The organism is Pseudomonas sp. P9_31 (assembly GCF_034008235.1).
Lineage (GTDB): Bacteria > Pseudomonadota > Gammaproteobacteria > Pseudomonadales > Pseudomonadaceae > Aquipseudomonas.
The window spans coordinates 4,737,784-4,758,658 of sequence record NZ_CP125375.1 but is presented as its reverse complement, the minus strand read 5'-3'; the positions used below and the strand labels follow the sequence as shown (position 1 = coordinate 4,758,658).

Annotated in this window: 25 protein-coding genes; 13 read left to right on the top strand and 12 right to left on the bottom strand. The window is 59.0% G+C overall.

The window, feature by feature from the left end; genetic code table 11:
- Position 1 precedes the first annotated feature (1 nt).
- Positions 2-322: a helix-turn-helix domain-containing protein gene (locus tag QMK51_RS21325; RefSeq protein ID WP_320394546.1), complete on the bottom strand. Its 321-nt coding sequence runs from the start codon at positions 320-322 to the stop codon at positions 2-4.
- 175 nt (positions 323-497) lie between these two features.
- On the opposite strand from QMK51_RS21325, the gene QMK51_RS21320 reads away from it, so the two are divergent.
- Entirely contained in the window at positions 498-1,202 is a 705-nt protein-coding gene (locus tag QMK51_RS21320) for an XRE family transcriptional regulator (RefSeq protein ID WP_320391655.1), read from the top strand.
- A 400-nt stretch (positions 1,203-1,602) separates the two neighbouring features.
- On the opposite strand, the gene QMK51_RS21315 is transcribed toward QMK51_RS21320, so the two are convergent.
- Positions 1,603-1,845: a hypothetical protein gene (locus QMK51_RS21315; protein WP_320391653.1), complete on the bottom strand. Its 243-nt coding sequence runs from the start codon at positions 1,843-1,845 to the stop codon at positions 1,603-1,605.
- A gap of 12 nt (positions 1,846-1,857) precedes the next feature.
- Positions 1,858-2,358, bottom strand: a complete 501-nt coding sequence (locus QMK51_RS21310; RefSeq protein WP_258697104.1) for a hypothetical protein — start codon at positions 2,356-2,358, stop codon at positions 1,858-1,860.
- 318 nt (positions 2,359-2,676) lie between these two features.
- On the opposite strand from QMK51_RS21310, the gene QMK51_RS21305 reads away from it, so the two are divergent.
- From QMK51_RS21305 to QMK51_RS21295, 3 genes are all read left to right on the top strand, one after another.
- Positions 2,677-2,868 carry a YegP family protein gene (locus tag QMK51_RS21305; RefSeq protein WP_074874292.1) on the top strand — a complete coding sequence of 64 codons (192 nt, stop codon included), beginning with the start codon at positions 2,677-2,679 and terminating at the stop codon, positions 2,866-2,868.
- 166 nt (positions 2,869-3,034) lie between these two features.
- On the top strand, positions 3,035-3,961 hold the full coding sequence (locus QMK51_RS21300) for a LysR substrate-binding domain-containing protein (protein ID WP_320391650.1): 927 nt from the start codon (positions 3,035-3,037) through the stop codon (positions 3,959-3,961).
- A gap of 59 nt (positions 3,962-4,020) precedes the next feature.
- Complete coding sequence (locus QMK51_RS21295) at positions 4,021-4,386, top strand: 5-carboxymethyl-2-hydroxymuconate Delta-isomerase (RefSeq protein WP_320391648.1); 366 nt, start codon at positions 4,021-4,023, stop codon at positions 4,384-4,386.
- Between the two features lie 3 nt (positions 4,387-4,389).
- Here the strand turns inward: QMK51_RS21295 and QMK51_RS21290 are convergent, their stop codons facing one another.
- From QMK51_RS21290 to QMK51_RS21280, 3 genes are all read right to left on the bottom strand, one after another.
- The gene (locus QMK51_RS21290) at positions 4,390-5,325 is read right to left on the bottom strand and encodes a LysR family transcriptional regulator (RefSeq protein ID WP_320391646.1); all 936 of its coding nucleotides are present in this window, start codon (positions 5,323-5,325) and stop codon (positions 4,390-4,392) included.
- Between the two features lie 147 nt (positions 5,326-5,472).
- A complete protein-coding gene (locus tag QMK51_RS21285; protein WP_320391644.1) occupies positions 5,473-6,420 on the bottom strand; it encodes a DMT family transporter in 948 nt (315 codons plus the stop codon).
- A 14-nt stretch (positions 6,421-6,434) separates the two neighbouring features.
- On the bottom strand, positions 6,435-7,619 hold the full coding sequence (locus QMK51_RS21280; RefSeq protein WP_258697099.1) for a cyanate transporter: 1,185 nt from the start codon (positions 7,617-7,619) through the stop codon (positions 6,435-6,437).
- Positions 7,620-8,138: 519 nt separating this feature from the next.
- Between QMK51_RS21280 and QMK51_RS21275 the strand changes: the two genes are divergently transcribed.
- From QMK51_RS21275 to QMK51_RS21250, 6 genes are all read left to right on the top strand, one after another.
- Positions 8,139-9,521, top strand: coding sequence for a glutamine synthetase family protein (locus QMK51_RS21275; RefSeq protein WP_320391643.1), 1,383 nt, complete (start codon positions 8,139-8,141; stop codon positions 9,519-9,521).
- A gap of 166 nt (positions 9,522-9,687) precedes the next feature.
- Positions 9,688-11,337, top strand: coding sequence for a phosphoethanolamine--lipid A transferase (locus tag QMK51_RS21270; protein WP_320391642.1), 1,650 nt, complete (start codon positions 9,688-9,690; stop codon positions 11,335-11,337).
- A gap of 72 nt (positions 11,338-11,409) precedes the next feature.
- The gene (locus tag QMK51_RS21265; protein WP_258697096.1) at positions 11,410-12,072 is read left to right on the top strand and encodes a class I SAM-dependent methyltransferase; all 663 of its coding nucleotides are present in this window, start codon (positions 11,410-11,412) and stop codon (positions 12,070-12,072) included.
- Between the two features lie 180 nt (positions 12,073-12,252).
- The gene (gene rnd / locus QMK51_RS21260; protein ID WP_320391639.1) at positions 12,253-13,386 is read left to right on the top strand and encodes a ribonuclease D; all 1,134 of its coding nucleotides are present in this window, start codon (positions 12,253-12,255) and stop codon (positions 13,384-13,386) included.
- On the top strand, positions 13,383-13,676 hold the full coding sequence (locus QMK51_RS21255; protein ID WP_253419765.1) for a YcgL domain-containing protein: 294 nt from the start codon (positions 13,383-13,385) through the stop codon (positions 13,674-13,676). The genes rnd and QMK51_RS21255 overlap by 4 nt, the downstream gene beginning before the upstream one ends.
- Positions 13,677-13,799: 123 nt before the next feature.
- Complete coding sequence (locus QMK51_RS21250; RefSeq protein WP_320391636.1) at positions 13,800-14,732, top strand: D-2-hydroxyacid dehydrogenase; 933 nt, start codon at positions 13,800-13,802, stop codon at positions 14,730-14,732.
- A gap of 126 nt (positions 14,733-14,858) precedes the next feature.
- Here QMK51_RS21250 and QMK51_RS21245 read toward each other — a convergent pair whose 3' ends face one another.
- Positions 14,859-15,452 (bottom strand): nitroreductase family protein, encoded by a 594-nt coding sequence (locus QMK51_RS21245; protein ID WP_320391634.1) that lies wholly within the window; start codon positions 15,450-15,452, stop codon positions 14,859-14,861.
- 279 nt (positions 15,453-15,731) lie between these two features.
- Between QMK51_RS21245 and QMK51_RS21240 the strand changes: the two genes are divergently transcribed.
- The gene (locus tag QMK51_RS21240; RefSeq protein ID WP_007942199.1) at positions 15,732-16,181 is read left to right on the top strand and encodes a YcgN family cysteine cluster protein; all 450 of its coding nucleotides are present in this window, start codon (positions 15,732-15,734) and stop codon (positions 16,179-16,181) included.
- A gap of 126 nt (positions 16,182-16,307) precedes the next feature.
- Positions 16,308-17,537: a hypothetical protein gene (locus QMK51_RS21235; protein WP_320391631.1), complete on the top strand. Its 1,230-nt coding sequence runs from the start codon at positions 16,308-16,310 to the stop codon at positions 17,535-17,537.
- A gap of 126 nt (positions 17,538-17,663) precedes the next feature.
- On the opposite strand, the gene QMK51_RS21230 is transcribed toward QMK51_RS21235, so the two are convergent.
- The 4 genes from QMK51_RS21230 to QMK51_RS21215 form a co-directional block, all read right to left on the bottom strand.
- Entirely contained in the window at positions 17,664-18,041 is a 378-nt protein-coding gene (locus QMK51_RS21230) for a DUF2892 domain-containing protein (protein WP_258697091.1), read from the bottom strand.
- A gap of 80 nt (positions 18,042-18,121) precedes the next feature.
- Positions 18,122-18,592: an RNA methyltransferase gene (locus QMK51_RS21225; RefSeq protein ID WP_007942196.1), complete on the bottom strand. Its 471-nt coding sequence runs from the start codon at positions 18,590-18,592 to the stop codon at positions 18,122-18,124.
- Between the two features lie 197 nt (positions 18,593-18,789).
- Positions 18,790-19,161, bottom strand: a complete 372-nt coding sequence (locus QMK51_RS21220; RefSeq protein ID WP_007944009.1) for a YajD family HNH nuclease — start codon at positions 19,159-19,161, stop codon at positions 18,790-18,792.
- A gap of 48 nt (positions 19,162-19,209) precedes the next feature.
- Positions 19,210-19,896, bottom strand: a complete 687-nt coding sequence (locus QMK51_RS21215; protein ID WP_007898703.1) for a spermidine synthase — start codon at positions 19,894-19,896, stop codon at positions 19,210-19,212.
- A gap of 95 nt (positions 19,897-19,991) precedes the next feature.
- On the opposite strand from QMK51_RS21215, the gene QMK51_RS21210 reads away from it, so the two are divergent.
- A complete protein-coding gene (locus QMK51_RS21210) occupies positions 19,992-20,282 on the top strand; it encodes a hypothetical protein (protein WP_258697090.1) in 291 nt (96 codons plus the stop codon).
- Here QMK51_RS21210 and QMK51_RS21205 read toward each other — a convergent pair.
- Positions 20,279-20,752, bottom strand: coding sequence for a cyclic nucleotide-binding domain-containing protein (locus tag QMK51_RS21205; RefSeq protein WP_258697089.1), 474 nt, complete (start codon positions 20,750-20,752; stop codon positions 20,279-20,281). The two genes, QMK51_RS21210 and QMK51_RS21205, sit on opposite strands and share 4 nt — an antisense overlap.
- Positions 20,753-20,875 lie beyond the last annotated feature (123 nt).

The following is a 20,875-nucleotide window of genomic DNA, read 5'->3' as shown; positions in this document are numbered from 1 at the left end:
TTTAGGCACTCCTTGCCGCTTTACAGTGTCCAACCGGATGTAGTCCGGTATCCTTGCCGTAGGAAGTGTTTACTTCTGCACGGCTAGGTCTTTGGCGGTGTGGAGTACCATCAGCGTTCCAGCGCTCTGGCCAGATGTCCGCAGGCTCTAGGCTCAGGACTATGGCGAGTGAACGCTCGATGCGCGGATAAGGGGTGTTTTTGGCGTTACGGATTGCGCGGTCAGTGACATCCAGTTGACGCGCAAGCTCGGCCATGGAAGTGCCGCGAACACGGAGTTGGTATTTGATCCACTCCCATCTGCTGGCAGGGTCTGTGGGCATGTCGATATCGCTCATAGTTTTGAACCATCTTCACGGGTGGTTTTTTTGGGACGTCTAACGTCCTGTTGCGGATAAACATAACGCGGATAAACGCGCATATCAATCGGAAAAACGCGCATCCGATTCTTTTTTATGTGCGGCCGTGCTCAGAAAAACGTATAACCGAGAGAAATCAATGACTTACAAGGAATCGGATAAAACGGATGCTTTGGATACGCAGCATCCGATTCCAGCGGGGGCAATCGGATGCTTCCGGGAAAGGCTCAAGGACGCGATGGGAACTAGGGCTGCACGCGTTTTTGCGCGCGACTCTGGTCTTTCTGAGGGGGCGATACGCAGTTATCTGAGCGGGGAGACATATCCAACGCTCGACAGGCTGGAACAGATCGCGCAGGCCGCAGGCGTTTCCGCGATGTGGCTGGCATTTGGGGAAGAGCAGCAAGTGCAGCGCGTCATAGAAGACGACAAGTACAGCTATGTACCTTTGTACGATGCCCGGTGTAGCGCAGGACATGGTTCCTGGACCGAGGGGACACGGATTCTGACGCTCCTGGCTTTCACGACTTACTCGTTGCGTAAACAGGGGCTGGAGCCATCGAGGCTGTCCGCGATCAGAGTCGATGGTGATTCGATGGAGGGCTTACTAAGTGATGGCGATACGGTCCTGATTGATCACAGCCGTAACGCGCTGGAGGGGGAGGCGGTCTATGTGATCCGCCTAGATGACCATCTCTATGCCAAGCGCCTACAACGCCAGATCGGCGGCGGCGTAGCGGTGATCAGCACCAATCCTGCCTATCAGACGATGACGGTTGCGAAGGAAAGTCTGAACGACCTGGAGATAATCGGGCGCGTGGTCTGGGCTGGCGGCTGGATGTAAGCGCCTCGGTATCATATGACTATACCGAATAGGGTTAATGCCCAGTGCCAAAGGTCTCGCCAAATTGGCCCTTGGCACAGCCCTGGTGTCTAAATTTGCCTGTTTATTGTTTGGCGCTGTTTTGGCACTGATCCTGGTATGCCGCTTGTCCTGAGCCCCTTGCTAGGTCTGTCTTTCCGGCCTCATACCGCTTTGTCCCGGTTCATCCCACCAGACTTCGGTCCAGTGCCAAACATAGAACCTCCCCACAGGCAAGAGCGAAGGGTGGTTGGCTCGGTTGCATCACCGATGAAGGAGAAGGCCCAAACATAAGGCTGAACGGGTCAGCATCAGAGGGTTGGGCGCATCTAGGATCGTATGAGCTAGTTTGCTGGTTAACGCGATGAATCCCTACATCCCTTCAGCCAATCTGCTCAAACCGCCGCCTGGTCACGAACAGCCCCGCGCCCACCGGCACGGCAAGGACCGACATCAATCCCAAGTCAAAGCCCAGCAACTGGGTCTGGCTCAGTGCAACGCAGCCGATTGCGCCTGCCACCACCAGCGTCACCCCTAGCCACTTGCGCAGCGGGTACGGCTTAAGAAACCGATCAAGTAGAAAGGACAGCGCCACAGCGATGACCGTCTGGGTAATTTCGGACATGTGCAGCCCCACTCAGGTCTTGATGATCAGGGATTCGGAAGAGCGCTGTGGGCCAATTCCACCATTGACTTGCGCCTGGATGCTGACGATTACGTCGCCAGCATGGTAGGTGGGCAGAGCGTCATTGACGTACGAGCGCACACCCGCCGTTACAACAGTACCTGCGGCGACACTGCCTGCAGGTCCGGCTAAACCGCCCACAGTACCGGCAGCGCCACCGAAGGCGGAGGCGGCCAGGTTGGCGATCTTGGTGCGTTGGGCATTGAGGACATCGCCCTGTTGCCGGGTCAACGGCTTGGAGATGCCGATCATCATCACGCAAGGCAGGCTCTTGGCCTGCATCTTGTCGTACACCTCGACGACCTTGCTGTTGACCTCATAGTGGGCGCTTTTCGCCTCGCCAAAATGCAGCTCGCGCAGGCGTCCACGTTCGCTGTCGGTGAGGGTGATATGCGAGACGTTGAAGACGATCCCGTGAGTGCCCATGTATTGGAAAGTCCCTTCGAACTTCATCGCGCGCATCCTTTCGAGGCAAAGACGGCGATTCTCTACAAGGAGCGAATTGGATTCAAATCATTTCGCCTTGCTGGCAAGGTGTGTTGGTCGGGCGCTTACACAACAACGTAAGAAAGATATGTCTATTCACGGGAAAAGTTACTCCGCCGAGTCGTTCGAATTACCACTCCCCGTATTTGTTGGTCGTTTCGTCAATCAAGGGTTTTTCCCCGAAATATCCCCTGACATTGAAAGACTTTGCCTCAGAAATTCCTCATCTACTCTGGTTTCGCAGGTCACTGACCTGTCGTAATCAGCCATCGCAAGGAGCGATCAATGTATTTTGAGATTTACAGGCAAACCCGTGGCACCGCACAGACCGGCAAGGGCCAATGGCGCTGGCGTTTGCGGGCGGGGAATCATGAAACGATTGCCAGCGGGGAGGCTTACGTCAACAAGTCTGATTGCGTGCACGCCATCAGTTTGATCAAGGGGACTCACGATCAGACCCCGGTCAAGGAAATCTAGGCTTCAGGCGGTGAAGCTGCTCAGTGAGAGCAGCTTCGTTTTTACCGGGCGGTCTGTGGGATAAGTGTCCCGGGTTTTTATGGAGCAGGTCGTTTGCCTGGCTGCATAGACGCCGATTGCGACACCTCCCTAAACTGTCGGCAGATTTGGGACCGGGGTGCAACGGATGAATCGCAACGAACTGCGCAAGGCCGACATCAACCTGATGGTGGTGTTCGAGACTTTGATGCTCGAACGCAACGTCACACGGGTGGCGGAGAAGCTGTTCCTCGGTCAGCCGACCATCAGTGCGGCGCTGAACCGCTTGCGGACGATGTTCAATGATCCGCTGTTCATTCGGGTTGGCCATCGCATGGAGCCGACGGCACGGGCCGAGGAGATTATTCAGCACCTGTCTCCGGCGCTGGATTCGCTGTCGGTGGCCTTGAGCCTGACCCACGATTTCGATCCGCTCAGCAGCACCATGACGTTTCGCATCGGGCTGTCGGATGATGTCGAGTTCGGCCTGTTGCCGCCGTTGCTGCGCGCTTTGCGCCAGGAAGCGCCGAAGGTGGTGTTCGTGGTCCAGCATGTCGACTATTGGCGCATTCCCGACCTGCTGGCGTCTGGCGATATCACCGTTGGTATCAGCCAGACCCGCGGCTTGCCGGCCAACGCCAAGCGCAAATTGCTGCGACACATCCAGCCCAGCGTATTGCGCGCCGATGCCTCCGAGACGCCCCTGACGCTTGATGAGTATTGCTCGCGGCCGCATGTGCTGGTGTCTCACACCGCCAATGTCAGTGGCTACGCCGATGAATGGCTGGCGGAGATCGGTCGTACTCGCCACGTGGTGCTGTCCGTCCCGCAGTACAGTTCTTTGCCGGCCTTGCTCGCCGGCACCGACCTGATCGCCAGCCTGCCGGATTACACGGCCGAGGCGATGGCCGCGTCCGGCCAACTGTTCAAAGAGCCGTTTCCGTTCAAGACGCCGACGCTGGACCTGTCCATGGTCTGGCTCAGCCATGTCGACAGCGACCCAGCCGAACGCTGGCTGCGCTCGCGTCTGGAGGCGTTCATGAGTGAGCGTCCGACTCTTCCGCTGTCACAGTGAGCACAGGGCGGCTCTGTGTTATATGTACGACCTTTCTACCCATCCTCAGGAACCCCGTTATGCCCCACCTGCACATGGAATACACCGCTAACCTGTCCGAACTGAATGCCGATGTGGCGTTGATGCGACTCAATAATGCGCTGGTCGCTTCCGGGCAGTTTAGCGCTGAGTTCGACATCAAGGCCCGTGCGGTGAAGGTCGAGGCTTTCAGGGTGGGTACTGCACCGGGTGAGCGGGCGTTCGTGCATGTAAAGCTGGCGCTGTTGAGCGGTCGCTCGCCGCAGATCAAGAAGCAGTTGTCTGAAAGCCTGCTGGCGGTGGTGCAGGATGTGTGTGAGTGGCCGGTCGGCGTTGAGGTCCAGCTATGTGTGGAAGTCCTCGACATCGATCGAGAGTCCTACACCAAGACTGCCATCGGCCACTGAGTCTCAGGTCATTTCCTGCTCGGAGCAGGCCTTGATCACTTGCTCGCGCAGCCAGGTGTTGGCGCTGTCCTGGTCGACGCTTTGACTCCATTGCATGTCCAGGGTGAAGCCCGGCAAGCCGTTGGGCGCTTCGCAGTGAATGAAGATCGCCTCGTTGGCCAGCAATTGCTGGATGCGTCGGGGCAGGGTCAGGATGAAGTCGGTGCCGGTGATCATCTTCAGCGCCGCGCTGTAGCTGTTGGAACGCGCGACAATCTGCCGTTTGTGGGCCTGTTGAGCCAGCCAACCGTCAACCATGTTGGTGGTAGACGTCCAGGGCGTCGGGAACACATGCCGGCGTTCAATGAACGCTTGCAGGCTCAAGCGCGGTTCCAGCGGCGTGGCGCGTTTGTCGAAGACGCAGACCAGATCGTCTTCCAGCAGCTTCCTGGAGTTGAAATCGGTGTGGCTGCGATGAAAGTTCGGGCCGAAACAGATCACCAGGTCGAGACTGCCGTCGCGCAGTTCTTCGGCCGGGATGTCGGTTTCGAACTTGTGCATGTTGACCATCACCGGCAGGGCGGCGTAATCGAAGTTCTTCAACAGACGCGGCAGGATCAACTGCTCGAAGTATTCCGGCGCGCAGATATTGAAGGTGACCGGTTGCAAGGTTGGATCGAACGTCGGTGTCCCGGCGTGGCACAGGTTGATGCTTTCGAGAATCTTCAGCACATGGGTATACATGGTGCTGGCTTTGTAGGTGGGGCGCATACCCGTGCGGGTATTGATGAATAGCTCGTCTTCGAAACTGGTGCGCAGTTTCTTCAGGCAGTAACTCACGGTGGACTGGCTGACGCAGAGCGCCTCCGACACACCGGTGACGCTGCTTTGCTCATACACGGCCACAAACACCATGAGGTCCTGCATGTCGAGCTTTCTAAGCAAGTTACTGTTCAGCATCCGTTCTGTCTCGCTGTGCTCCTTGCGCTGACTGTGCGCAAACGGGTGCGAACGATCCTAACGGAACGATGGTGCCAAGTGAATGCCTTGTAGGACGTTTCATGGTCAGTTGTGGGACAGAAAGTGTTATGAACACGACCTGTGAGTTCAATCCCCTGAAACCTGGCCAGAAGCCTTTGCCGCTGAGGGCTGCACAGATATCGCAAAGTGGCTGGATATTAACAGCGCCAACATGCCGATGCCCACCAGTAATGCACCGATGATTTCCAGGGCTCGTGGCGACTGGCGTAGCCAGAACCAGTGGAAAAGCGTGATGAACAGGGTGCTCAGGTAGATGTAGGAAATGACCGAGGAAGGGGCGATGACGCCAATGGCTCGATGCAGTAGCCAGAAGGTCGCCAGCGTGGCGAACAATGCCAGGTAGATCAACCACCCAAGATCGCTCGCGGTCAGCAACGACGCCGATCGCCAACCGCCGCTGAACCCACAGAACGCCAATAGAAACACTGCGCCGAACAGCATGTTCCAGAAGGTCATGCCCACCGGGCCGCGACCTTTGAGGCTGTTGGCCTTGAGCCGTTGACTCAGGGGCGAGTAGAGCGCCATGGCCAGGCAGCCGACTCCGTACACCGACACCGCATACAGCGACGGCAGTTCGCTGGGGCCTGCACCTTTCAACACCAGCAGTACGGCGCCGGCCGCAGCAATCAGCATGGGCAACACGCGTTGTTTCAGGCGGCTGTCGGGTGTCAGGAGGGCTTCGAACAGCAGCGTCAGCAACGGCACCAGGGTGAACATCGTCCCGGTGTTGACCGACGAGGTGTAGCGCAGCGCTTCGAACAACGAGCCGAAATACAGCGCCAGCAGCATGCCGAGCGCGGCATGACCGAACAGGCCATGGACGGTCATGACGGTATCGCCCTTGAACAGCAGCAGGGGCAAAAACACCAGGGCGCAAAACAGCAGGCGCAACCCGGTGAGCAGAATCGGGTCGATGGCCTGACTCACCTGGGCTGCCGCGGAAAACGAGACGGCAATCAACAGCGCCCAGAGCAACATGCCGACGTGAGCGGCAGCAAAACCCGTGCGTTTCATGATGAGGTTCCGGGTCAGTGAATGTGCTTGGCGTAATGCCGTGGATCGAAACGTAAAGCCATCAGGATCATCAGTGCCATGACGCCGGTCAGTGACCACCAGGCCCATTCGAAACTGCCCAGATGATCGCGAATCATCCCGGCCATCAGCGGCGAGAGGCCGGCGATCAGGTAGCCGATGCCTTGCACGAAGGCGGTTAACCCGCCCGCGCGCTGAGGATTATCCAGATGATCCAGCGACACGATCAGGCTCATCGGGAACAGGCCGCCGATGCCCAGTCCCAGCAGGCACGGCCACAGCAGGCTCAGGTGCTGCGGGCTCAGAATCAGCCCGCAAAAACCGGCCATGATCAGCGCCAGCAACACCACCAGCACCAGGCGCCGGTCACGGCTGCGATTGGCGATGGCGGGTGTCAGCAGCCCCGACAACACTTCCATGGCGGTCAAAAAACCCAGCAACAAACCGGCCTGTTGTTCGCTCCAGCCTTTTTCCACGTAATACGGCGCCAACCAGGCCAGCACACAGGTGTAGGACGCCGTGCCCAGGCCGAAGAAGATCGCGAGTAACCAGGCCCGGGAATGGGTGAAAAAGGATTCTTTGCTTGATGATTCAGCACTCGGTGTCGGCATTCCCGAGCGTTGAACACACCAGAACAGCAACGCCACCAGCGCCAGCGCCGCCCAGATCGCCAGCCCCACTCGCCAACTGCCGGTGTGGGTCATCACCAGCGGCGAAAACGACGCCGCGATTGCCGCGCCGCCCATGATCGAGGTCACGTAGAGGCCCATGCACACGGCAACGTTGTCGCTGAAACGGGACTTGATCAGGGCGGGCATCAGCGCCTGAATCAGCGCAATGCCTACGCCGGCCAATACGGCGCTGAGGATCAGTTCCGCCGCTGAATCGAGGAACAACCGCGACACCGTGGCCAGGCCGATGATCAGCAGCGACAGCACCACAGTGCGCTGTTCGCCCAGGCGCTGACTGACACCGATGCCGAAGAACATCGCCAGTCCCATGGCCATGACCGGCAGCATCGTCAGCAGCGACGCCAGGCTGAAACTCAACGGGATGTCACCGCGAATGGCTGACAGCAAAGGACCGACAGCGGCCATGGACGGACGCAGGTTCAGGGCGACGAGAATGATGCTGAACATCAGCCAGAGGGCAGGACGGGAGGTTGCGCGAACGTTTTCCATAATCGGACCTTCAGGAACAAGGAGCCGATTAGGCACGCGAGCCCTGGAGGCGGCAAATCAGAAAGTCTGGAGCAGTATTTAGAAATTAAATAACTGTACTGCACCCCAAAATTCCTGTGGGAGCGAGCCTGCTCGCGATAGCGGTGTGACAGCCAACAGATATGTTGAATGTGATGGCTTCATCGCGAGCAGGCTCGCTCCCACAGGGGGATGTAGTGTTTGGTAGAGCTTGGTGAATGTTTAGCCAATCCGAACCCAAGGTTCTTCAAATCTCGATTTAACGACTTAAGCACCCGTGTGACGCTGCTGCTTATCTGTTTCCAGCGGTTTTCTCTATGGATGGTTGGCCTGCTGCACTTCCCTGTGAACTGGCCTTCTGGGCGCTGTGGCACTGCCGCCACGCGCGCCCGCCGGATTCTTGCATGTCCCGTTGATTGTTCTGACAGGTCCCGCGCTGTGCGCCGGGATCGAACCGGCGGCGCCTGTGCGTTCGCCTGACGCGGATAGACGAGAATTCCCATGAGCTGTGCCATGACATCCTTCGCCACGAAAGAACAAGCCCTGACGTTTCTTGAACAGAACCCGGATATCGAGATGTTCGAGTTGTTCATCCTCGACAACAATGGTGTGCCACGGGGCAAATTACTGCATCGCGATGAACTGCTGGCGGTTTACGAAAGCGGGCGGCCACTGCCGAGTACCATCCTGGGCCTGACTATCAATGGCGATGACGTGGAAAACTCCGGGCTGGTCTGGGACGTGGGTGATATCGATTGTCGCGCTTATCCGCTCAGCGGCAGTTTGCAGCGTATGCCGTGGCGATTGATTCCCACGGCGGCGGTGCAGGTCAGCATGCATCCAAAAGAGGGCATGCCCGCGACCATCGCCGACCCACGGCATCTGTTGGCCAAGGTCATCGAAGGCTTGCAGACTGACGGTTATTACCCGGTGATGGCGGCGGAGCTGGAGTTCTATCTGCTGGATCAGCAGCGCGACAGCAACGGTCGGCCGCAGCCGGCGCGGGATGTCGATGGCGGGCGGCCACGCGGGATTCAGGTCTACGGCTTGCGTGAACTGGAACAGATCGAACCGTTTCTGGCCGACCTCTACAGCGCCTGCAAGCTCCAGGGCATTCCGGCGCGCACGGCGATTTCCGAATACGCACCGGGGCAGGTGGAAATCACTCTCGAACACCGCACCGACGCTTTGCAGGCGATGGACGAAGCAGTGCGTTACAAGCGGCTGGTCAAGGGCGTGGCCCACAAGCACGGGATGGCGGCTTGTTTCATGGCCAAGCCTTTCGATGACCTGGCCGGCACCGGCATGCACATGCACGTCAGCCTGGCGGACAAGGACGGCAATAATCTGTTCGCCAGCGACGCCCCGGAGGGCACGCCGCTGCTCAAACAAGCGGTCGGCGGGATGCTCGCCACATTGCTCGATTCGTTGCTGCTGTTCTGTCCAAACGCCAACTCTTACCGTCGTTTCCAGACCCATAGCTACGCACCGCTGGCGGCCACCTGGGGCGTGGACAACCGCACCGTGAGTTTGCGAGTGCCCGGCGGGCCGGCATTCTCCCGGCATATCGAGCATCGCATCTGTGGTGCCGACGCCAATCCGTATCTGGCGGCTGCGGCGATCCTGGCCGGTATTCATCGCGGCATCCGCGAGCAGCTTGACCCTGGAGTACCGGTAGAAGGCAACGGTTACGCCCAGGCCACGCAACTGTTACCGACCGACTGGCTGACCACCTTGCGAGCGCTGGAAAGTTCGAATTGGGCACGGGAGGCATTCGGCTGTGAGTTTCTTGGTGTGTACCTGGCAGTGAAACGTGCCGAATACCGGCGGTTCATGGGCGAAGTCGGTGAGCAGGACTGGCGCTGGTATCTGCATCAGGCTTGAAACGGGTCTCCAGTGTTGAAAGTTTTGGCCAAATGCCATGAGCCAACTATTCGTTGGCTTCTTTTTCACGAAAAATTGATGGTTGACTGCTTAAGATTTGTGTCGCCTCGGTCAATGAAATTTTCACATTTGCTGCGGGCACTTCTTTTCAGGAACAGCCGATCACATGTTGAAGTTCAAAGCCGTGCGCCCCGAGTGGGTGACGTTGGTTTCCAGTGCCTTTCTATTGGCAGGGTTCAATTTAGTTCTCTGGCAACACCTCTTCGATATCACCGCCGCAGACGGTAAAGGCATCGTCATGCGTGTCGCGTTCGGGGCGATGATCCTGGCGGCCTTCAACATTGTGCTGACGTTGCTGGCATTCCGGCCCGTGATGAAACCCCTGTTGACGCTGATCTTTCTGATCAGTGCCGGTGTGGCGTACTTCATGAGTCAATACGGTGTGCTGATTGACGCCGGCATGTTGCGTAACTTCGCAGAAACCAATGCCACGGAAGTACGCGACTTACTCTCGCTCAAACTGTTTGTTTATATCGTGCTGCTCGGCGTCTTGCCGTCGTGGTTGTTGTGGAAAATTCCGGTTAATTACCGTCGCTGGCACCGTGAGTTATTAAGTAAAGTGCTGGTAAGTGTCGCCTCGGCTGCGGTGATTGGCGGTGTCGCATTGGTCAATTATCAAGGCCTGTCGTCGTTGTTTCGCAATCACCATGAATTGCGCCTGATGGTGGTGCCGAGCAACTACATCGGTGCCTCGGTCGGTTATTTGCGTGAGCAAGTGGTGTCTGCGCAACAACCCTTCGCCAAGCTGGGTGAAGATGCCCGGAAAAATCCTGTCTGGCAGACCCACGGCCGTAAATCCCTGACGGTACTGGTGGTGGGCGAAAGCGCCCGGGCCGAGAACTTCGGCATCCTGGGTTATAACCGCGACACCACACCGAAACTGAATAAGGAAGCCGGCCTTATTGCTTTCACCGATGTGCACTCCTGCGGTACGGAAACGGCTGTGTCGGTGCCCTGCATGTTCTCCAACATGGGCCGCAAGGATTACAACGCCAGCAAGGCGAAGAACCAGGAAGGTTTGCTGGACGTGCTCAAACACGCCGGTCTCGAGGTGATCTGGCGCGATAACCAGTCGGGCTGCAAAGGCACCTGCGATCGGGTCACTGTCGATGACGTGAGTAACCTGAAAGACCCGGTGCTGTGCGCCAACAGCGAGTGCCGCGATGAAATTCTCCTGCAAGGTTTGCAGCACTTCATCGACACGCTGGATAAAGACACGGTGCTGGTGCTGCACCAAATGGGCAGTCACGGTCCGGAATACTTCAAGCGCTACCCGAAAGAGTACGAACACTTCACGCCGGTGTGTGAAAGCAATGCGCTGAACAATTGCAGCCGTGAAAGCATCGTCAATGGCTACGACAATACGCTGGTGTATACCGACCACGTGCTGTCGAGCCTGATCGACCTGTTGCGTAGCAATCAGGACAAAGTCGATACCGCGATGCTTTATCTGTCGGACCACGGCGAATCGCTGGGCGAATACAACCTGTTCCTGCATGGCACGCCTTACATGCTGGCGCCGGAACAGCAGAAGCACGTCGCGATGCTGGCGTGGTTCTCCGACAGCTATCAAAAGTCGTTCTCGGTGGACACCCATTGCCTGCAACTGAGTCGCGAGAAGCCCTTGAGCCAGGACAACCTGTTCCATTCGATGCTCGGTCTGCTGGAGGTCAACAGCAAGGTCTACAACCCGGGGCTGGACATGTTCTCCGAATGCCGTGGTGCAGTGATCGACGGTGTGCTGGCCAAGAAATGAGTGCTCGACCTTTTTTTCACGTGGCGACCGCTAACCTGCGGCGCCTGGAACGTCCAAACAGAGCCATTGCACATGTCCGCGCAACCCCCTTCCGCCATCGAACTTGAGTTCGCCCGGCGCTACGATCAGGCACACGCCCGCGTCTGCTCGCAGCCGCGACCGCGTGGCCTGGCGGGGCGTTTGACGTTCTGGCGCGATGAGCAACTGGTGCGTAACGCGCTTCAGGTCGCGGGCGAACCGGGATTGATTCTTGATGTGGCCTGCGGTGCCGGGCGTTTCTGGCCGGTACTGGCCGAGCATGCGAACCGGGTGATCCTCGCGACCGATCCGTCTCAGGACATGCTCGATCACGCCCGCACCCACCATCCACAGAACCTGCTGGATCGGGTCAAGACCTTTCAGAGTTCAGCCTTCACCATCGGCTTGTCGGCGAATGCGGTTGACTGCATTCTTTGCCTGCAACTGTTCCAGCACATCACCAGTCCCGAGCATCGGTTGGCCATGCTGGGCGAGTTCCACCGGGTCAGCCGCGATACGGTGATTGTGGCGGTACGGGTTGAAGCGCATTTCAAGCTCCGGCGATTGGGCGCAGAAGGCGCACAAATCCAGCCGCAAGCCAGCAAAGCCGCGCTTGAGGCCGAGTTCAGGCAGGCGGGTTTCCGCTTGCTCAGTCATCACGACTTCCTGCCGGGTTGCACGAGGATGCGGGTCTACGTGTTGCGTAAGGGCAGCTAGGGGGCGTTCTCAATTAGTTTCCACGCCGAGGGGAAACTAATTGAGAGCGCCCCCTAGTCACCATCTATCAGACGATTCTTGCTGTCCGGCAGGTATTTTCGCTAAAGCTCTTGTTCAGTGAATGCGCGGAAATCGCCGGGGGCGATATATACTGCGCGCCATTCTTCAAGGGAGAGCCGTGTGGCCATCGATATTCACTGGATTCGCGACAACGATAGCCTCGGTCAATTTTGCGCCGAGTGGCAGCAGCTGCCATTCGTTGCCCTCGACACCGAATTCATGCGGGTCGACACCTTTTATCCGATCGCAGGCCTGCTGCAGATCGGCGATGGCGTACGCGCTTACCTGATTGACCCTCTGACCATCGACAACTGGCAGCCCCTGGCCGCGTTGCTGGAAAACCCGGCCGTGGTCAAGGTCGTGCATGCGTGCAGCGAGGACCTCGAAGTCCTGTTGCGCCTGACCGGCAGCCTGCCGGCACCGCTGTTCGACACCCAACTGGCTGGCGCTTACCTGAACCTGGGTTTTTCCATGGGCTATTCGCGGCTGGTGCAGGAAGTGCTCGGTATCGACCTGCCCAAGGGCGAGACCCGCTCCGACTGGCTGCAACGCCCTCTATCCGACACTCAAATCAGCTACGCCGCCGAAGATGCCCTGCACCTGGCGGAAGTTTTCGTACAGCTGCGTCCTAAGCTTTCTGACGAAAAATACGCCTGGGTCCTGGAAGACGGTGCCGAGCTGGTGGCCAATCTGCGTCGCGAGGTCGACCCGTATGAGGTCTATCGCGATGCCAAACTGGCCTGGAAACTGTCCCGCGCCCAACTCGCCGTGCTGCGTGAACTCTGCGCCTGGCGTGAGCGCGAAGCCCGCGCCCGTGATCTGCCGCGCAACCGCATTGTCCGTGAACATTCCCTGTGGCCACTGGCGCGCACGCAACCGGACAACCTTGGCGCGTTGGCGAAAATCGAAGACATGCACCCGCGTACCGTACGTCAGGACGGCGAGTTTCTGCTTGATCTGATCAAGCGCTCGGGCAGTGTGTCGCCTGATCAATGGCCGCCGGCAGTGCCGGAGCCATTGCCGGTGGAAGCCGCCGCGCTGGTCAAACAGCTGCGGGCCATCGGCCAGGCCGAAGCCGAGCGCCTGAACATCGCGCCGGAGCTGATGCTGCGCAAGAAAACCCTGGAAGCGCTGCTCAAGAGCGGCTTTCCCAAGGGGCCCTACCAATTGCCTGATTCGCTGCGTGGCTGGCGCCGCGAATTGATGGGCCAGGCGCTGCTCGACAGCCTGGCCACCGCCGGAGAACAGCCTTGAAACGTATTTGCTCCATTTATCGAAGCTCGAAGAAAAACGAGATGTACCTCTATGTGCTCAAGAGCGATGCACTGGAGCGCGTGCCTGAATCCCTGATGGCGGCTTTCGGCAAAGCCATCCACGCTTTTGATCTGGTGCTGAGCCCCGAGCGCAAGCTGTCGCGCGAAGACATTACTGTAGTACTGGAGAACCTCGACAAGCAGGGCTACCACCTGCAAATGCCGCCGGCCGAAGACGAGTACATCGAACACTTGCCGGAAGAATTGCTGCGCCGCAACGACCCGATGTGATCGCAGACAGGCTCTATTCAGGGCCTTTATGAAAGAAACACTGGAATGATTTTGGCGATGGCCACGACGATGGAGTGATACTCCGTCGGTGGCCGTCTGCACTGTTTTTGAAAGGTTTGAACCATGCGCGTTCTGATTGCTGAACACGACCACCCTGTGTATGCCCAACTGTTGCGTCAGGCAGCGCCTGATCTGGAAGTATTGACCAGCGGTGACTCCGCCGAACTGTCCCGTCAGGCCGCCGATTGCCAGGTCTGGCTCGGCCAGCCGGACTTGCTGGCAACGCTGTTGCGTCAGGGCCACATGCCTGCATGGCTGCAGTCGACCTGGGCCGGTATCACGCCGCTGCTGGCCGACGGCCTGCCACGGCACTATCGACTGACTCGCGCGGTAGGGATTTTCGGTCAGGTCATGGCTGAATACGTGCTGACTTACATGCTCGGCCACGAGCGCGAAGTGCTGGCGCGGCTGGTCAGCCAGGTCGAGCGCAAATGGGACAATCGCCAGGGTCAAAGCCTTGCAGGACGCAAGGTGTTGATTGTCGGCACCGGTGACATCGGTCAGGCGGTGGCGCAGTTTCTGCTGCCGTTTGGCGTCGAGTTATATGGCATCGCCAGCACTGCCCGGGAGCAGGCGCCTTTTGTCGAAGTGGGGGCACTGAGCGACTTGCCGCGTCTGGTCGGTGAAGTGGATTACGTCGTCAATCTGCTGCCGAATACCCCGAATACGCATGACCTGTACGACGCCGCGCTGTTCAAGCAGTTCAAGGCGACCGGGTTGTTCATTAATGTTGGGCGTGGCGTGGCGGTGGTCGATGCAGACCTGGTGGAAGCCTTGAAAGAAGGGCACCTGGCCGGGGCCGTGATCGACGTCTGCCGTCAGGAGCCGCTGCCGCAACGTCATCCGTTCTGGACCGCGTGGGGGTTGCTGCTGACTGGCCACAGTTCGGCACCGACTTCGCCGCCGATGATGGCGAAGCTGTTTATCGAGAACTTGCGGGCGTATCAGGCGGGCGAAGCATTGCGTGGGGAAGTGGATTTCGCACGCGGATATTAAACTCACCCCCAAACAAAATGTGGGAGCGAGCCTGCTCGCGATAGCGGTGTATCAGTCTCCATAAGTATTGACTGACAGGCCGGTATCGCGGGCAGGGTCGCTCCCACATTGGCTTTATGTTGTGGCTTAGAGGGTGAAATCGCCTTCAGCCGCCAACTCGCTCAGCGGGAGACGCGGGCTTGGCTCTTCGCGCGCTTGCAGGTACTCGGCCAGCGTCGCCTTGTCGCCCAGCTTGCCGATCGCCACGGCGACATGCAGTGAGTAGCCTTCAGGAATGTTCAGCTCCTTGCGGGTCAGGTCCTGATCGAAACCGGCCATGCCGTGGGTGTGCCAGCCGCTGATGCTCGCTTGCAGCGCCAGGTGGCCCCAGGCCGAACCAGTGTCGAAGGTGTGCCACAGCGCCGGGGTTTCTTCGCTGGCGCCGGGTGCCACGAAGGTGGTTTTCGAGATCACGATCACCAGCGCCGAGGCGTGCTGTGCCCAGCTGCGGTTGAACTCGTTCAGCAGGCCCAGGTAACGCTCCCAGTTCGGCGTATCGCGACGGGCATAGAGAAACCGCCAAGGCTGCGAGTTGTACGCCGATGGCGCCCAGCGTGCGGCTTCGAAGAAGCTCAGCAGGGTCTCTTCAGGAATGGTTTCGCCAGTGAAGGCGCGGGGCGACCAGCGATCGGTGAACTGAGGGTGAATGGCGTAGTCGGCAACGCGTGGGTTAGCACTCATCAAGAGATTCCTTTACGGTTGAAAGTGAGGGTCGTCGAAAAAACCGGTGGGCGCAGTTGAGCTGAGCGATAGGGTTTTCCGAGAGCCTGGGCCGTTCACCTGAATGCAACGCGGTTGAGCGTTAATGGCACTTGGGTAGGGCTCCTTGCGACTGGCAAAGCTACCGGGCGGTGCAAAAACTCACAAGTGCCGCGTACCGGCAGTCGCCAATGCTTGGCCCGCCGGTGCCTTGGCACTAGACTGGCGGCCTTTTCACCACCTGATGTTGATGCTTGAGCCATGGCCGCCAAAGTCGAACCGTTCTGGATACGCAAAACCCTCGATCAACTCGATCAAGAGGAATGGGAATCGCTGTGCGACGGCTGTGGCCTGTGCTGCCTGCAAAAGCTCGAGGATGAAGACGACAACGCCGTCTACTACACGCGTATCGCCTGCAAACTGCTGGACCTCAAAACCTGCCAGTGCACCGATTACCCCAACCGCCGCGACTTTGTGCCCGATTGCATCCAGCTCACGCCGGGCAAGGCCGATGAGTTCAAATGGCTGCCGCCGACCTGCGGTTATCGACTGGTCAGTGAAGGCAAGGACCTGCCGCTCTGGCATCACCTGGTGTGCGGTGATCGTGATGCGGTGCATCACGAACGTATTTCCCAGTCCGGGCGCATGCTCGCCGAAGGCAGCGTGGCTGAAGACGATTGGGAAGACCATCTGATTTTCCGCGCGGGTTAATGTGTGGCGAGGGAGCTTGCTCGCGCTTGAGTGCATAGCACTCACATAATCGGCAGTGATTACAAGAATTTGGGGCTGCTACGCAGCCCAGCGCGAGCAAGCTCGCTCGCCACAATAGGAGTGTGTATGGCTGTGGGAGTGCGGCGGGCGTTGGCTGTCGGGCTGCTGGCCCTGAGTTTGCCTGTGTGGGCGGCCAAGAAAGTCGATCTGGATTATCACGTGCGCCTGTTGCCGCAAAGCGATCAGGCCGAAGTGCGTCTGACCCTGGCCCAGGGCTCGGCGGTGCGCAGTCTGGATTTCGACTTGGGCGATGGCAGTCACTACAGCGATTTCAAGGCCGACGGCCAATGGCAGCTCACATCGGGCAAGCAGGCCCGTGGTGTCTGGCGCCCGGCCACCGACAAGGCCAGCCTGACCTACCGCGTGCGCATCAGCCATGGGCGCAAAAACGGCAGCTTCGACACGCGCATGACGCCAACGTGGGCGCTGATGCGTGGCGATGACCTGGCGCCCGCTGCCAGACTCGATCAGCAGGACGGTATCGAGCTGGTATCACGCCTTGAATTCGAATTGCCCACCGGTTGGAAAAGCGTCGAAACCGCCTGGCCAAGGATCGGCAAAAACAAGTTCCGGATCGATAACGTCTCGCGCCTGTTCGACCGTCCCATTGGCTGGATGCTCGCCGGTCATCTGGGCAGCCGTCGTACGCGACTGGGGGAAACCGAAGTCACCGTCGCCTCACCCCAAGGGCAGGGCATGCACCGTATGGATGTGCTGACGCTGCTGACTTTTGTCTGGCCGCAAGTGCAGGCAGTGTTTCCAAATCATCCCGGCAAGCTGCTGATTGTCGGTGCCAACGACCCGATGTGGCGCGGCAGCCTGGCCGCGCATGAATCGATCTACCTGAACACGCATCTGCCAATGATCAGCGAAAGCGGTACCAGTGCCTTGGTGCATGAGTTGGCTCAAGTGTTCGGACCGATCAACGACAGCCAGCGCAGTAACTGGATCAGTGAAGGGTTTGCCGAGTATTACGCCATCGAACTGGTGCGCCGCGCAGGCGGCATGAGTGATGATCGCTATGAGAGTTTGCAGGGCAAGTTGACCAAGGACAGCCAAAAGGTCAGCACTTTGCGCGGTGAACAGATCAACACGGCGCAGGTGGCCAAAGCGGTGGTGTTGCTACAGGAGCTGGATCGCGAGATTCGCCTGAAAACCCGCAACAAGCGTTCGCTGGATGATGTGTTGCGCGGGGCGATGCAGTTGGAGAGCGTGGATACGAAGGCATTCATTCAGCTCGCGCAAAGCGTTATTGGCGAGTCTTCCAGGGTGCTTGATACCGAGTTGCTTCAGTAGCGCCGCCATCGCGGGCAAGCCCGCTCCCACAGGGTTTGCGCTGTACACAACAATTGTGATCACCGCCAATCACTGTGGGAGCGGGCTTGCCCGCGAAGAGGCCCGGAGCTTCACCGCAACTTCGGATCAGACCCCGGCCTTCGGCGAGTCCAACGAATCATTACCCGTCACGGTCGCCGTGCGGGTTGCCGCTTCGGCATTGGCTCTCATGCGGCTCAGCTCATCCCCGGCACGCTCAATCCTCGCCCGAACGTTATTCATGTCCTGACGGCTTTTTTCCAGAAAACTTTTCGCCGAACTGTGCCCGGTGATACCTCGGGCCAGGGCCACGCCGCCGATCGCCACTTGAATCAACCCGAACACGCCACCGCGACGCAGGCCCTTGCCGACCATCACCACGCCGCCGGCCACAGAACCGATGCGCTCCCAACCCTGGACGTTCTGGTCGGAATGAGTCTGGAACGGGGTGGATTCGATACGCTCTACGCGCTTGAGGTCGCTCATGATCTGTCTCCAGGCTTCAAGAATAGATAATTAAGCTGACTGCCGAGGCGGGCGGCTCGTTCCATCGGATGTGCGGCGATTCAACGGAATTTCGGCCCCGAGCGGGTGTTGTTGCCCTTTGCCATGCGGTCGTACAGCACAACGTTGACGGTGGCCGCCAGGTTCATGCAGCCGGTGGTCGGGATGTAGACCACGTCTTCGCACCAGTCGCGGATCTCTTTATCCAGCGAGCCGTCTTCGGGGCCGAAGATGTAGAGGGCGCGATCCGGGTGAGTGTATTCCGGCAGCGAGCGGGCGCCGTCGACCAGTTCCACGGCGACCGGTACACAGCCCAGCGGCAGGATTTTCTTCAGGTCGTCGATGCCGATCAGCGGAATGTCGTAGTGGACTTTCTTGGTGTCGGTGACGAAATCGGCGGCGCGCTCATAGCGCTTGCCGGTGTAGAACACTGACGCCACGCCATAGCAACCGGCGGCGCGCATCACCGAACCGACGTTCTCCGGTGATTTGGGGTTATACAAACCAATGCAGCTGTACCGTTTGTCTGCCACGAGCGGGGTGCCTTCGGGAAAAAAGCGCGATTATACGGGGATTGAGGGAGGGGTGTTTAGTTTGGAGATTGGTGGTGTCTGAGCAATGGCTATCGCGAGCAGGCTCGCTCCCACATTGGATCTCGGGTATGTTCACCGAAAATCTCTTGTGGGAGCGAGCCTGCTCGCGATGAGGCCAGGTGGGGCGCTGAAGATCTTCAGTCTTCTTTTTTCATCAGCCCCGCCAACGCCGCAAACGGGTTATGCGTCGCCTTGGCAATCTTCGGCGTACTCAGCGAGCCCTCGCCAAAATACTGCTGATCGGTATAGCGCGAATGTTCGTTGTCATGGCAATACAGGCACAACAGTTCCCAGTTCGAACCGTCCTGAGGGTTGTTGTCATGGTTGTGGTCGCGGTGATGCACGGTCAGTTCGCTCAGGCGTTTGCCGGAGAACTCACGGGCGCAGCGGCCGCACACGTGCGGGTACATCTTCAGGGCCTTGTCGCGGTAACCCATTTCCTTGTCGCGCTGGTTGTCGGCGAGGATGCGGTCCAGCTTCGATGTGTTGGTTGGGGTGGACGAACTCATGGGTTCACCTTTGTAAAAAGACTAATGACGGTATAAGCGAAGTTTAGCTCAGCCCTTGAGCTTCTCGGCAATCCAGATGGTGTGGCGGGTGCCCTTGTTGCCGTGGGCGAAGACTTGCACTTCCTCGGCCTTGAAACCGGCCTTTTTCAGCTTGTCGGAAAACTGCCGGTCGGCGCTGGCCGACCACACCGCCAGCACGCCTTTTGGCCGCAGGGCCTTGGCACACGCGCTCAGGCCGCCAGCGGAGTAGAGCCAGCTGTTGGCCTTCTGGGTCAAACCTTCGGGGCCGTTGTCGACGTCGAGCATGATCGCATCGAAACCTTGCGGCTCGGCTTGCAGCACCTTGGCCACGTCTTCCATGCGGATCACCGTGCGCGGGTCGAGCAGCGGGTTGCCGGCTTTCTCGCCCAGCGGCCCGCGATTCCACTCCACCACGCCGGGCACCAGTTCGGCGACCACCACTTCAGCGGTCTTGCCCAAATGCTTGAGCGCCGAGGCGAGGGTGAAGCCCATGCCCAGGCCACCGATCAATACCCGCGAATTCGGCCGGCCGGCGACCTTGCGGCAGGGGATTTCGGCCAGGGCATCTTCAGAGCCGTGCATGCGGGTGTTCATCAACTGCCCGCCGTCGCCGCCCTGTATCTTGATGACGAAGTCCTCGCCGTATTCGAACAGGCACAGGGCACCGCCGTTTTCAGGAATGGGGGTGGTGTCGAGCAGAACGAAACGTTTCATGGGGCTCTCTTGATGAGAAATTGACTACGGAGGAAGGCAAACACGCGCAGTTGGGAGTAGCCTGCAAAAGGACAACAAGGCCAACGGAGCCATTGATGAAGCGCACCATTCTAACGGCCATTGCCCTGGCCGCGCTCTCGATAACTGCAGTGCAGGCCCAGGAGCTGCAAACCATCCCGACCAGCCCCACGCCGATGCCCGGTTCACCCGGCACCGCCACCCCGACGCCGTACCCGCAAATCACCCCGACCAGCGTGCCCAAGGCCGGTTCCGGCAGTGGCGGGGCACCGCTGTTGCCGCCAATCGAAATGCCCAATCCGCCCAAGGACCAGACCTTGCCGGGTCTTGAGCCGAGCACGACCAAAATCAAAACGCCGGGCGGTTAAACTTGCTGCAAGAGTAATTGCCCGTCGGCCATGCGCAAGCGTTTGGAGAGGGAGACGGCGAGGGCGCGGATGATCTTGGCGGCGATTTTCGGCGCGTCATTGAGCATCTTCTCCAGGGAGTCCTTGCCCAGGTTGAGCAACTGGCAATTGCTCGCGGCCACGCAACTGGCCGAACGCCGTTCGCCATCGAGCACGGCCATTTCGCCGAACGCCCGACCGCTGCGCAAGGTGGCCATGGTGACCCGTTGCCCGTCGCTGTTGGTCTTCTGCACCGCCACCTGACCAGTGTGGATGATGCACATGAAACTGCCGGCATCACCCTCATGGAAAATTTCTTCGCCTTCGGCGATGGTACTGATGCTGAAGTAGCCCGAAGCCGCCACGAAGTCTGCCGGCAGCAGTTGATCGAACAGGCCGCAGTCCATCAGCCAGTCGCGAATTTCTTTGTTCAGTAAGGTCGGTTCTGACATGTCGTCACGGTCTTTTTTTTGTGTCTGGTTCCGGTTTTTTGGATGTCCTCAATCCTTTGTGGGAGCGAGCCTGCTCGCGATGGCGGAGGCACATTCAACATGGGTATTGAATGTGATGCTCTC